Source organism: Yeosuana sp. (genome assembly GCF_057126245.1).
Map to the genome: position 1 here is coordinate 139,610 of NZ_DBNGMQ010000077.1, position 14,126 is coordinate 153,735.

At 29.2% G+C, this 14,126-nt stretch carries 12 protein-coding genes; 5 read left to right on the forward strand and 7 right to left on the reverse strand.

The features are described from left to right. Window positions 1–91: 91 nt before the first annotated feature. The 4 genes from AC15TD_RS10365 to recR form a co-directional block, all read right to left on the reverse strand. Window positions 92–559, reverse strand: a complete 468-nt coding sequence (locus AC15TD_RS10365; RefSeq protein ID WP_484452073.1) for a hypothetical protein — start codon at window positions 557–559, stop codon at window positions 92–94. A 146-nt stretch (window positions 560–705) separates the two neighbouring features. After that, window positions 706–1,293, reverse strand: a complete 588-nt coding sequence (locus AC15TD_RS10370) for a hypothetical protein (protein ID WP_484452074.1) — start codon at window positions 1,291–1,293, stop codon at window positions 706–708. A gap of 1 nt (window position 1,294) precedes the next feature. Next, window positions 1,295–2,191: a glycosyltransferase family 2 protein gene (locus AC15TD_RS10375; protein ID WP_484452075.1), complete on the reverse strand. Its 897-nt coding sequence runs from the start codon at window positions 2,189–2,191 to the stop codon at window positions 1,295–1,297. A gap of 58 nt (window positions 2,192–2,249) precedes the next feature. After that, window positions 2,250–2,867: a recombination mediator RecR gene (gene recR, locus AC15TD_RS10380; protein ID WP_484452076.1), complete on the reverse strand. Its 618-nt coding sequence runs from the start codon at window positions 2,865–2,867 to the stop codon at window positions 2,250–2,252. Between the two features lie 113 nt (window positions 2,868–2,980). Here recR and AC15TD_RS10385 point away from each other — a divergent pair, with 113 nt between their 5' ends. Then, entirely contained in the window at window positions 2,981–4,423 is a 1,443-nt protein-coding gene (locus AC15TD_RS10385) for a sodium:solute symporter (protein WP_484452077.1), read from the forward strand. Here the strand turns inward: AC15TD_RS10385 and AC15TD_RS10390 are convergent. Beyond that, window positions 4,394–4,759 carry a CoA-binding protein gene (locus AC15TD_RS10390; RefSeq protein ID WP_484452078.1) on the reverse strand — a complete coding sequence of 122 codons (366 nt, stop codon included), beginning with the start codon at window positions 4,757–4,759 and terminating at the stop codon, window positions 4,394–4,396. The genes AC15TD_RS10385 and AC15TD_RS10390 overlap by 30 nt on opposite strands. Before the next feature lie 122 nt (window positions 4,760–4,881). Between AC15TD_RS10390 and AC15TD_RS10395 the strand changes: the two genes are divergently transcribed. After that, entirely contained in the window at window positions 4,882–7,347 is a 2,466-nt protein-coding gene (locus tag AC15TD_RS10395) for a TonB-dependent receptor (protein ID WP_484452079.1), read from the forward strand. Between the two features lie 483 nt (window positions 7,348–7,830). Here AC15TD_RS10395 and AC15TD_RS10400 read toward each other — a convergent pair whose 3' ends face one another. Further along, the gene (locus AC15TD_RS10400) at window positions 7,831–8,835 is read right to left on the reverse strand and encodes a 3-oxoacyl-ACP synthase III family protein (RefSeq protein ID WP_484452080.1); all 1,005 of its coding nucleotides are present in this window, start codon (window positions 8,833–8,835) and stop codon (window positions 7,831–7,833) included. 177 nt (window positions 8,836–9,012) lie between these two features. On the opposite strand from AC15TD_RS10400, the gene htpG reads away from it, so the two are divergent. Together htpG and AC15TD_RS10410 are read left to right on the forward strand one after the other, a co-directional pair. Then, on the forward strand, window positions 9,013–10,923 hold the full coding sequence (gene htpG / locus AC15TD_RS10405) for a molecular chaperone HtpG (RefSeq protein ID WP_484452081.1): 1,911 nt from the start codon (window positions 9,013–9,015) through the stop codon (window positions 10,921–10,923). A gap of 197 nt (window positions 10,924–11,120) precedes the next feature. Next, window positions 11,121–12,152, forward strand: coding sequence for a metallophosphoesterase (locus AC15TD_RS10410; protein WP_484452082.1), 1,032 nt, complete (start codon window positions 11,121–11,123; stop codon window positions 12,150–12,152). Between the two features lie 24 nt (window positions 12,153–12,176). Here the strand turns inward: AC15TD_RS10410 and AC15TD_RS10415 are convergent, their stop codons facing one another. Further along, complete coding sequence (locus AC15TD_RS10415; protein WP_484452083.1) at window positions 12,177–13,238, reverse strand: hypothetical protein; 1,062 nt, start codon at window positions 13,236–13,238, stop codon at window positions 12,177–12,179. 126 nt (window positions 13,239–13,364) lie between these two features. Between AC15TD_RS10415 and AC15TD_RS10420 the strand changes: the two genes are divergently transcribed. Further along, on the forward strand, window positions 13,365–14,021 hold the full coding sequence (locus AC15TD_RS10420; protein ID WP_484452084.1) for a hypothetical protein: 657 nt from the start codon (window positions 13,365–13,367) through the stop codon (window positions 14,019–14,021). Window positions 14,022–14,126 lie beyond the last annotated feature (105 nt).

Sequence of the window (14,126 nt, forward strand, 5' to 3'; positions counted from 1 at the left end):
AAAATTACTTAAAAAGAAGCTATTTATATTAACTATTCTCATAATTTTAAAGTTTTATGCACCATATTATGCTTTTATTTCAATGATTCCTTTATTTAATTATTTCAAAGGTAATTAGATTTTGATTTAATTGCTTTAGAAATAATTCATTTGGTTCTATAATTATATTCCTATTAGCTAGCTTCATTAAGGGTAAATCGTCTATATGATCTGTTATAAGCGTATCAATTTCAGTAATACCTTTACTCATTAGATAAGCCATAACATTATTCTTTTTCATGTCTCTAATATTTTCAAATTCTTTATTGAAACTTGACGCAGAAAAATTGGTTCCCAAACAAACTTGAAATTGATCATTTTCTGCGATAATATTAGCATAGCATGATGGCGCTGCGGTCGCTAATATCTTAATATCAAAAGTAGCATCATTTACTTTTGTGATGTCCCGTTTTTTTGATGAAATACTATTTACAAATTTTTGATAATCTATATCAGTTCTTGAAGATATTAAGTTTAAAATATCATATTTCATTCTAGCATGCGAACATAATTTTAGCATCCTAAAAAAAAGTGTAATTCCAACTTTTACTAACAAAACTAAATTTAAATTTTTAATACAAAAAAGCAGCAAATACTTTATAAAATAATGAAACGTATTTATTGTATACAATGTCCCATCTAAATCGACAACTAAAACTTTTTTATTCAAAATGTATCTTTTCCTTTATAATCTTTAGACCATGGAAACCTAACCAATACATTTTTAAAAATATAATAATCTGGTTTTACAATAGACGTTTCTAATGTCCATGATATAACTGCTATTATAATATTGGCATTTGGAAACAACTTACTTACATTGTTTTTAACAACAAACATTGTTTTACCTGTATCTATTGCATCATCAACAATCAAAATATCATGAATTGGCTTTACTAAATTTGAACAAAATTCCAATTCAATTTCTTGACTTGATATCTCCATTAAATGGAAACTTTTAATAGATTTTCTCACCTTTTTAGATTCTATATTTCTCAACCAGTTAGAAATTTTATAAGGCAGAAATTTTAGAAGAAACTGAACGAATTTAAATTTTTTTATTTTATGATCTCTTTGAAGTTTAACCAACTCAAAATTCATAGATTTAAAATAATTATGATTTCTTAATTCTTCAATTAAAAAACCCCCTCCATTTAAAACTCCTATTACAAGTTGAGGCTCGAAATCCAATTTAGAAATTAAATCAACACTTTTTTTTAAAAAAGCCTCTCGATTTAAGGTGATAACTTTCATATTAATGCCTTTTATTCATCTTCAAAGCTAATGTGCCTAATTTATAAAAATCAAATAAGTAAAGATTAACAAATCCTTTAGATAATAAAAACTTGATTATTGGTTTAAAAATAATAAATACCAATAAAATCAATTTCCTAAATTTAAAGAACTTATAATAGATTTGTAAAAGCGCAACATCTTGAATAAAAACTTCATCGTAGTTTATAAATTTTAGTATCTGTATCAAGTTACTAATTGCTTTTTCTGTATCAGATATATATTTTGCATTGTCATCAAGGCCTCCATTCAATACAGGATTATCAATATGAAGAATAGTAATATTTCTTTTTTTTAATTGGTAACCAAATAGGGTGTCCTCATGTCCATAATTAACGAGCCTTTCATCAAATTTTATTATATCTAATATTTCCTTGCTAATTACAAAATTATTTGTCATAAATGACTTATTTGGATTTTTATTTCTAATCTCAAAAGGTTTACTTTCTTTAATTATTCCATATTTCCACCTAAGCTTCTTAGACCATTCATGACATGATTTAGGGTAATTTCTACCTCCACAAATCAATTGATTTGGATGTAGTTTAATTGCGTCAATATAATTAGATAAATAGTTGTCTTTTTGAATAGTAGAATCACAATCTAAAAAAAGAAGCTTATCATATTTTGCATATTCAAGAAACTTATTTCTAATAGCTGATCTCCCTATGTTTTTATGTAATTGAATATAAATTTCTTTTTTGCAATAATATTCATTTAGCATTTTAAAAGAATTATCAGAACAATCATCAATAATGATGATTTCAGAGGGCACATCTAATAATTGTGCCTGGAAAGTCAAAGACTTTACAAGGCTTGTAACATCAAAATTATAAATTGGAATACAAATTGAAATCATTATTTATTAAAAAATTACATACTTTTTTATTTGAATTTAAATAATTTCAAATGAGAGATTAAAGTTTTAAAGTGTTTTCAAAAGGAATCCTATTCAAAATACTGCGTCCTAAAGTAATTTCATCTGCATATTCTAATTCATCACCTACTGAAATTCCTCTAGCAATAGTTGATGTCGTTACTTTGTAGTCTTGTATTTGTTTAAATATATAAAAATTAGTGGTATCACCTTCCATAGTAGAACTTAAGGCAAAAATAAGTTCTTTAATATGTCCCTGTTTTACTTTATTAACAAGTGACTCTATGTTTAAATCATGAGGACCAATACCATCCATAGGTGAAATTTTTCCTCCTAAAACATGGTACAAACCCTTAAACGAACTAGTGTTTTCGATAGCCATCACATCTCTAATATCCTCAACAACACAAATAATCTCTTTATTCCTGTTAAGGTTTGAACAAATTTCACAAAGCTCTACATCACTTATATTGTGGCAAGACTTACAAAACTTAATATCATTTCTCATGGTCTGCAAAGACTCAGATAACGCTATTATCTGCTCTTTAGGCTGCTTTAACATATGAAGAACTAAACGCAAGGCAGTACGTTTTCCTATGCCAGGAAGTTGAGACATCTCATTTACCGCTCGTTCTAATAATTTTGAAGAAAATTCCATGAATGCGAAGGTACTTAATTTTAAAAAAATGCTTTTACTTATGGTAAATTAAAAAGTGTTTTTTTAAAATTTATAATATAAAAGAATTAATTTCGGACATAATTAAAGAGTAGATGTCTTCAAACACAATTATATTTTTAATAGCTGCTTATTTTAGCTTGCTAATTTTAATATCCTATTTTACAGGAAAAAAATCAGACAACAATACTTTTTTTAATGCTAATAAGCAAGCTCCCTGGTATATTGTAGCCTTTGGTATGATTGGTGCTTCACTTTCAGGAGTTACTTTTATATCAGTTCCAGGCTGGGTAGAAGCCTCTCAATTTAGTTATATGCAGGTCGTTTTAGGCTATATTATTGGATATATCGTTATTGGAACTATTTTATTACCGCTTTATTATAAACTGAACCTAACATCTATATACACCTATCTAGAGCAAAGGTTTGGAACGTTTTCCTATAAAACTGGCGCCTCATTTTTCTTAATTTCCAGAATAGTTATAGCTAGTTTTCGATTGTACTTAGTGGCCAACGTACTTCAAACCATTATTTTTAATGACCTTGGAATTACCTTTTGGCAAACAGTTTGTATTACCGTGCTACTCATTTGGGTATACACCTTTAGATCGGGAATGAAAACAATTATATGGACCGATACCTTGCAGACATTATTTATGTTAATAGCTATCGGCATTACTATATACTTTGTTAGTAGTGACCTTGGAATACATAATGGAAATTTACTGGGTTATATTTTAGATAATGATCTATCTAAAACCTTTTTTTTTGATGACTATAAAGCAGGAAACTATTTTTGGAAACAATTTATTTCTGGTGCTTTTATTGCTATTGTTATGACAGGTTTAGATCAAGATAATATGCAAAAAAACCTGACATGTAAATCCCTTAAAGATGCTCAAAAAAATATGTTTTGGTTTACGATTATTCTTACTATTGTAAATTTTTTGGTTTTAAGTCTAGGATTACTTTTAACCGTTTACGCCGAACAACATAGTATTGACGCCCATAAAGATAATCTATTTCCAATCTTAGCAAAAAGTCATTTGGGCTTTGGTATCCTTTCCTTTTTTATTTTAGGCTTAATTGCTGCTGCCTATAGCAGTGCTGACAGTGCTTTAACTTCACTTACAACCTCTTTTAGCTTAGATATTTTAGATATTGAAAAAAAATATAGTATTAACAAACAAGTTTCTACTAGAAAGACAATACATATCCTAATTTCAGTAATTTTAATTTTGACTATTATAACGTTTAAATACCTTATTAAAGACGAAAGCGTTATTGCTAAATTATTTGTTTTTGCAGGCTATACATATGGCCCATTACTTGGTTTATATGCTTTTGGGCTCTTTACTAAACTACAGGTAATAGATAAATTGGTCCCAATAATAGCCATACTTTCTCCTTTTATATCTTATTTTATTAGTGTAAATAGCTATAATTGGTTTGGATTTGAATTTGGGTTTTTCGTTTTAATATTAAATGGATTTTTAACTTTTTTAGGATTAATACTGATTCGTAGAAAGCAATACTAAAGAGCAAGCCACTTCATAAAACATATTGTTTTCATTTAAAATTTTATAAAATTCAGGGTTTTCAGTTCCAGGATTAAAAATGACGCGTTCAGGTTTTAAAGCAACAATATAATCATAATACTCTTTTTGTCTTTTAGGATTTAAATACAAAGTTACCGTATGGACATTTTCATATGGCAACAATTCTGTATCAATATTAACACCTTCAATTATACCCGATTTAAACCCAAAAGCAACAACTTCAAATTTATGATTCACAAGCTTTTGCACCGTTAAATGAGAATATCTATGAGGTTTTAAAGAAGCTCCTAAAACCAAAGTTTTTTTCTGTTTCATAATGTTAAAAAAATGTTAAGACAATTATTACAAGTAACATACTACCACATTAGTCGTCTATCCACTAAGAACCTAATCAGTTCTTTTTAAAAAAACAAATCAAAATAATAATCAATCAAAAAATGAAAAAAATACTTTTAGTATGTTTTCTTTCTATTCTCACTATTATAGAATCACAAGCATCAAATTTAATAACTGATAATGATATAGATGGTACTATCACAGGTAGAGTAATAGATTTAAGTTTGAGCACTCCGCTACCTTATGTAAATGTAATTATTAAAAACGAAAGTGGTAATATTGTTACAGGTGGAATTACGGATGAACAAGGTGAATTCAAAATTGTTGATATACCAGATGGCAAATATTTTGTAAGCATTCAATACATAGGATTTAAAACCATCACCAAAGAAATTAGTTTAGAAAAAGGGAGTCGTAGGATAAACCTAGGCAATATTAATTTAGAAGAGGAAGCTGAGGGTTTAGACGAAGTTACGGTAGTAGCCGAAGTCTCTACCATTCAACAAAGAGTTGATAGAAAAGTTATTACAATAGGAAAAGATTTAGCAGCCAGTGGTTCGGCTTCAGATATCATGGTAGGTATACCTTCTGTTAGTATAGATGCCCAAACTGGAGATATTAGCATGAGAGGCAATTCAAATGTTCGTGTTATGGTAGACGGAAAACTCTCTAATATTCCAACCGCTCAATTACTAAAGCAAATACCATCAACCTCAATAAAATCAATTGAATTAATCACCAATCCTTCTGCTAAATACGATCCAGAAGGTATGAGTGGTATCATAAATATTGTATTACACAAAAACACCATGGTAGGTTTTAATGGTAGTACGAGTGTTGGAATGAGCTACGAATTAGAACCAAAATTCAATAGTTCTTTAAACATGAATTACCGAAATGGTAAATTTAATTTGTACGGTAGTGGTAGTACTAATATTTCTAAAAATGTAAATTACGGTTTCGTTGATAGATTTGAACAAAACACACTGCAAACAGTAGATATCCTAAATAATTCAAAAGCTTATGTTTACAAAGTTGGTTTAGACTTTTATCTTAATGATAAGAATACCATATCAATTTTTACAAATCAAAACTCATATAACGGAGGCATGGGTGGTGGAACAAACATATTTTATAGTGATAGCAGTGTTCAAAATCAGCGTTTTTTGAATGATGATACTAATTCGTCAAATCAATATAACTTCGACTATAAGTTAGACTTCAATAAAGAGGGACAAAATATTGAACTCGAAATAGATTACAATGAATATAGTGGCAATTCAAGAACAGAAAATTTGTTTTCGGGAAATGCGAATAACAGATCTAACTTTTTTGAAATTAATGATTCTCAACGAGACAGAACAACTATAAATTTAGATTATGTCGATCCCTTAAATGAGGATTCAAAATTAGAATTAGGGTTACAAGCGAGACTTTTTAACAACGCCATAAATTATGAATCTAATGGACGCTCTCAAAATACGGCTGGTGAATATATTCCTTCTGAAACAATGTTTGATTATAGTAGGGATATTTATTCTGCCTATGTAAATTATAATAAAAAAATAGACAAATGGAATTTTCAAGCTGGATTGCGCGCCGAAAGCGTAAATGTAGCGACATTGGCAAAAGAAACTGATTTAACGACAGATATAACGACTAACATACCATTTGACAATGACTATTTTGAAGTTTATCCTTCGGCGTTTATAACATACGAAGCCTCTGATAAAAATTCGTATCAGTTAAGTTATAGCAGACGTGTAGACAGACCGGGAGTTGGTCAAGTTAACCCATTACCAGAATTTAACACTCCTTTGATTTCTAAATTTGGAAATCAAGAATTAGTTCCACAATTCACTAATTCTTTTGAATCAAATTACACAAGAAAATTAAAAAAAGGAAGTATTACTGCCGGAGTATTTTACAGAATAATAAAGGATGAAATTTCAACGGTAGTAAAAGTTGATAGAGCCGATTACAATAGACTCATATTAACAGATGACAACTTTAATAAAACCTCATCATATGGTTTTGAATTATCAACTAATTATCGCCCAGCAAAATGGTGGAGCCTAAATGGCAGCTTTGACTTGTACTCTCAAACACAAAAAAGTATTAGTGAATTATTAACGGTATCACCTGAGGTGGCAACGGAAAGTGATATTATTTTAGAAACATTTAAAGTTGATAATGTCGCTTATAACTTCAGAGTATTTAACAATTTTAGTGTAAGTAAAAGTTTAACTCTCACCGCATTTGGATTTTATAGAGGAAAAAATAAAAGTATTCAATTTGATGTAGACCCAATGTATTTTGTTAACCTAGGAATGAGATATAACTTCCTTAACAACAAAGCTACATTTAGTTTTAGCTATAATGATATTTTCAATACAATGAAATTTGCAGGGGAAGCAAACCGACCATTTAAGCAAAATCTTGAGTTTAATTGGGAAAGCAATACTTGGAATATTGGCTTAAACTATCGTTTTGGAGGTGGAAAATACAGAGCCAAGTCAAGAAAACAGCGCGACAACAATGTAAAATCTGGTGGTGGTTTTCTATAGTATAATTATTTAATAACCTTCATAATAGTTGATGGTTAGTGTAATGTTAGGTTATTAAATACAAAAGCTCAAAGTGTAAAAACTTTGAGCTTTCTTTTATAAAAAAACATAACCAAATATGTTAAAATTAAAATTTTATACAATAAAAATAAAATCCCTACGTTAAAAAATGTAATACCATCTATATTATAACGTAGTTTTATAATTTTATTTAGAATTAGTCAGCTATAAAAATTTCCTTAAACGTTAATATAGTTAGTATTATTAAAAAATTTCTCTTAAAACTCGAAATATCTTTTTTTTCGAGTTTTTTTGTTTTTATAGTATACGTTAAAAACGTGTTAAATCTTTAAAAACATGCAATAAATTAATCCTTTTAACGTCATAGTGATTAATAGACTTCCGTAGTAGTGTTAGAAGAAGTTGATTAATAGCTGAAAAAAATCCGAAACTCATAAAGTTTCGGATTTTTTATTAGTAGAATTACCATTTAATAATAGCGCTTGCCCAAGTAAATCCGCTACCAAAAGCAGCTAATACTACATTATCACCTTCTTTAATTTTACCTTCTTCCCAGGCTTCAGTTAACGCAATAATAACAGAAGCGGCCGTAGTATTACCATATTTCATAATATTATTAAAAACTTGATCATCTCTTAATCTAAACTTCTTTTGTATAAATTGAGCGATTCTTAAATTAGCTTGATGCGGAATAAACATGTCGATATCTTCTTTCGTCAGATTATTTTTTGTCAATCCTTCCATAACCACTTCACTAAATCGTACCACAGCATGTTTAAAAACAAACGTGCCATCCATATATGGATAATAAGAAATGTCATCTTCACCTGATTCAATAATTTCAGGAACCCAATGCTTAATACTAGGTGAGGCAACAATTAATTTATCTGCATACTTTCCTTCGCTATGCAAATGTGTAGACAAAATTCCTTTTGAATTATCTTCTTCTCTAGAAAGCACACACGCCCCTGCTCCGTCACCAAAAATAACAGTAACGCCTCGACCCCTTGTTGTTTTATCTAAACCATTACTGTGATATTCTGCGCCTATTACTAAAACATTTTTATACATGCCTGTTTTAATAAATTGATCTGCTACAGATAAGGCATACACAAATCCAGAACATTGATTTCTAACATCTAAGGCTCCTACGGTTCGCATCTCTAACAAATCTTGGATTTGCACACCACATCCAGGAAAATAATAATCAGGACTTAGGGTTGCAAAAACAATAAAATCTATATCATCCTTTGTTAATCCGGCTCTTTCAATAGCTATTATAGCTGCTTTAGCTCCCATAGTAGCGGATGTATCCTCACTTCCTTCAGGAATCCACCGTCTTTCCTTAATGCCAGTGCGCTCTTGAATCCATTCATCACTGGTATCCATTAATTTAGATAAATCACCATTTGTAACCACATTATCTGGCACATATTTTCCTAAACCTGTAATCTTTGAATTGTACATAACCTGTTTAATTTGTTTAAGCAAAGTACAAAATTTAAAGTTTAAAATACAACGATTAAAATAGCTTTTATATGTTAAAACTATTTTAGATAGTGTCAGTTTGTCATATTTTCATACTTGGTACTTTTTTTGTCTTTAAGCCATTGTATTAATAAATATAATTAAAACATATATAACATGACAAAAGGAAATATTAATGTATCAGTAGAAAATATTTTTCCACTCATAAAAAAATTCCTGTATAGTGATCACGAAATCTTTTTACGTGAACTTATTAGTAATGCTACAGATGCGACTTTAAAACTAAAACATTTATCAACTTTAGGAGACACTAAAGTAGAATATGGCAATCCTCAAATTGAAGTTAAGGTAGATAAGAAAGGAAAAAAATTACATATTATCGACCAAGGATTAGGCATGACAGCTGAAGAAGTTGAAAAATACATCAACCAAATTGCATTTTCTGGCGCTGAAGAATTTTTAGATAAATACAAAGATTCAGCTAAAGATTCTGGAATTATTGGTCATTTTGGTCTCGGTTTTTATTCCGCCTTTATGGTTGCTAAAAAAGTAGAAATTATCACCAAATCATTTAAAGATGAACCTGCTGCGCACTGGACTTGCGATGGAAGTCCGGAATTTAGTCTTACTGAGGCAAAAAAGAAAGAAAGAGGAACAGAAATCATCCTTCATATTGCTGATGATTCTGAAGAATTTTTAGAAGAAGCAAGAATTCGTGAACTTCTTACAAAATATAATAAGTTTATGCCTATTCCAATTAAATTTGGAACTAAGGAAATCAACGATCCAGACTTTACGCCTGAAACTACAAAAGACAAAGATGGCAAAGAAACGACTGAGCCTCATAAAAAAATTACGGTTGATGACATAATTAACAATCCTAATCCTGCTTGGACAAAACAGCCAACCGATTTAAAAGATGAGGATTACAAAGACTTTTACAGAGAGTTGTACCCAATGCAATTTGAAGAGCCGTTGTTCCACATTCATTTAAATGTTGATTATCCTTTTAATTTAACAGGGATTTTATACTTTCCAAAAATGTCTAACGACATGCAAATTCAGAAGGATAAAATTCAGCTTTACCAAAATCAAGTTTATGTAACAGATAACGTTGAAGGTATTGTTCCAGAATTTTTAACCATGCTTCGCGGTGTTATAGATTCACCGGACATTCCGTTAAATGTATCGCGTTCGTATTTACAAGCCGATGGCGCTGTTAAAAAAATATCATCTTATATCACACGTAAAGTAGCCGATAAATTAAAATCATTATTTAATTCTAATCGTGAAGATTTTGAAGCAAAATGGAATGATATTAAAATCGTGATTGAATATGGTATGCTTTCTGAAGAAAAATTCTTTGAAAAAGCAGATGCGTTTGCATTATACCCAACAGTTGATGGCACGTATTATACCTACGAAGAACTATTTAATAAAATAAAAGCAAATCAAACAGATAAAGATGATAAGCTAGTTATTTTATATGCTTCTAATAAAGATGAACAACACAGTTATATCGAAGCTGCAAAAGCAAAGAATTATGAAGTGTTGTTACTAGATTCTCCTATTGTATCTCATTTAATTCAGAAATTAGAAAGCACAAAAGAAAACATCTCTTTTGCGCGTGTTGATGGTGATCATATTGATAACCTGATCAAAAAAGATGAAACAACAATTTCTAAATTAGATGAAGACCAGAAAAAAACTTTAGATGAATTATTAAAAGAGGTTATTCCTTCTGAAAAATTTATGGTTCAATTAGAAGCTATGGATAGTAATGCATCACCGTTTATTATCACACAACCAGAGTTTATGCGTCGTATGAAAGAAATGCAGGCAACTGGCGGCGGCGGTATGTTTGGCATGGGTAATATGCCAGAAATGTACAATCTTGTTGTTAATACAAACTCAGAATTGGTTAATGAAATTTTAAATACAAAAACCAAGAAGAAACAAGAACGCCTTATAAACCAAAGTTTAGATTTGGCACGGTTATCTCAAGGTTTATTAAAAGGAGAAGAACTAACAAACTTTATCAAACGTAGTTACGACATGATAAAATAAGTTGTCACGCTGAATTGTTTCAGCAATCTATTATACTAAAAAACCACCTTTAAAAGGTGGTTTTTTTATTTTAGTATAAAATAATAGTAACTTCGTAAAACTAGTTTGGAATAATTTATGCAACGAATTTATATTCCAAGTAACTTTAAAAAATGATGAAACGCCTTTCTTTTATATGCCTTTTTTTTGTCAGCCTTATGTTGGTTTCGCAAACAAATTTAAATGTAAAATCTGATAGTATAAATGAGAACATTGAGACCAATCGTATTGTTGATAGTCTAAAGCATAATGACGGCCCATATATATTCATAGATAAAGACAAAATAATTGAAAAAAAAATTGTCAATGGTAATGTAGAGACTAAAATATTAACGTCAAATACAATAAATACTGAATTTGAATCTGAACCATTTATTTACCATAATGTGGCAAAAATTGCTGTTATAAGTGATGTTCACGGACAGTATGATTTGACTGTAAAAATTTTAAAAAACAACCATATTATTGACGAAAAATTAAATTGGGTATTCGGAAAAGGACAATTAGTTATTGTTGGCGATATTTTTGACAGAGGCCCTAAAGTAACTGAATTATTATGGTTTGTATTTAATCTTGAAAAAAAGGCCGAACAGAATGGTGGAAAAGTACACTTTATTTTGGGCAATCATGAGTTTATGGTGATGCAAAATGATTTAAGATATATTAATAAAAAATATTGGTTGACTGCTAAACTATTAAATACACCTTATAATGAACTTTATGGAAAGGAAACAGCACTTGGAAGGTGGTTGCGATCAAAAAACACAATATTAAACATAAATAACAATTTATTTTTACATGCAGGTATTTCAGAAGTATTTATTTCTAAAGGATTTAACTTAGAAGAAACGAATCAAAAAATAAGACAATCATTATTTGATGACGACAATGAACCTGTGTGGCATGCATTATATGACAAATATTTTGACAATAATGGCCCTATTTGGTATCGTGGATATTTTAGTGCAGATTTTAGAAAAAGAGACATAAATAAACTTTTGAGAAAACTTGATGTAAAACACATTATTATTGGGCATACATCACAAAAAGAGATTAAATCTTTATTTCACAAAAAAATATTGGCGGTCGATTCTAGTATCAAAAACGGTCTTTATGGGGAAATGCTTTTTATTGAAAATGGAAAGTATTATCGCCATACTATGAATGGAGAAATAATTCAACTGGACTAATCAACCAAAATTTCAAATTAAATTCTACTCTTTTCTGGCTTGGTCTAAAACTTCTTTTTTATATCTAATATCATTAATCATGATATCAAAAAAACTAAGGATATAGTCTTTGGCAACATAAAAAGCCGTAGGGTCTTCAAAATAATTCTTATTATCGTCTAAAACCGACAACAATTCTTGTCTTTTTGAAATAAACTCTTGTCTTACCATTTCAAAAATAGTTTCATCTCTAACAAACCCTCTATATTTCCGGTCTCTAACTGATGAGGTACCCAAACTTTCTCCATTTATCTGAGACACTACAGCGTAACTAGCATTTACAAAACCCGCCATATCAAAATCATAAGGTACGGGAGTCATTTTTTTATTGATAAAAAAGAGTTTAACATTATGGAGATACGCTTGTGAAAAATCGGTATTACCAATCATAAACTGAAAAAACGCATTACGTACCGATGTTAAATCATCTTGATTTAAGGGATGTACAAACCTATCATAAATCCTTCCTTCAATTCTTTTGCCTAAGGTTTTATCATCTTCAATAAAAAATCCCTTTAAGTGATGAGCTCTGGTTTTATTATTTTTTATTTGTTCAAAATCAACATCAACTAATCTAGTTTTAAAGTGATATGGAGAAATAGCCTCAAATAATTTATATACTAAATATTCTTTTATCACATTATCATCATTATCACTTTTAAGCAAACAGGGTAATACTACTTTTAAAGATTTATTTCCTTCAAAGGGTGTGTTATTTGAAACAGATTTTTTTATTTTAATTTTTAAAGGTGTAAAATAACAGTTTTTCAGTCTATAATTTCCTCTTGCTCTTAACTTTACAGGCAGGCTTAACCAAGAACTATCATTAAGTTGATAAGACAGATTAGAATCTATATATGTAGAATCATTCGATTCCTTTTTAAGCTGATTCATGGAATAAGATAATTTTATGTGCAAAATATTATCTTCTGAAAAGATTCCTGAATTTACATTAGAAGCCTCACTTTTTAAAGCATCTTGAGAATAAGCATCATTAAAAAGTAACACAGTTATTAAAACGAAGAGATAAGCTATTTGCTTTTTCATATTAATACCTTAACTTTATCAAATATAACAATTTAAAAATAGCCTATCAGACAATATTTATCCATAATAAATTTCAGAACTTATCTAGCCTTGATAATTGCTTTTGTTGCAACATATTGTTTCTTTATGTTCAATATTAGCTTTAATTTAGATTTGACGCTCTTAAGTATTGCCATTATATTCCCGTTGGTTTTTACCATTAGAGGATCATTTAGACGTCGGGAAAATGCCTTAGAACATTTGAGTGATTTTAGAAGTTCACTTAAAACTTTGCATTATTTTTTTATGGGACATGAACGTTTATCAATAGAAGATAAAAATGAAATTCAGAAAATTTTACTTGAGATAAATCAGGATACTTTAGCTCATTTAAGAAATAAAGATTGCACTATTAAAGATCTTGACGACATTGTTGATAAAGTATATCTGTTTACTGTAAATAAAAAAGAATTCATGACCAGAAATTTACGTGATAAAGTCTTTAGGTTTTTGAAAGATCTGCATGAATCTATTGAAAATGTATATGCTATACATACCCACAGAACACCTATAAGCTTAAAAGCCTATTGTCAAATTTTTATTTATATATTCCCTTTTATTTATGCACCAACTATTATCTATAGCATTGGCTCAAATAATTCCCCATGGATTGCTTATTTTATTGTTTTAATTACAGAATTTATTCTAATATCTCTTTACAATATTCAAAATCAATTAGAATATCCTTTTGATAATGTTGGTATGGATGATATAAATCTTGACAATTTTAAAATTGATAGGTAATTCATATACTAAATAACATGGTTTTGAAACCTAATTAACAATTGATAAGATAATTTGTATCGCAGAAAATTTTAACAGCCATTGAATTAACCACCGCCTTTAATC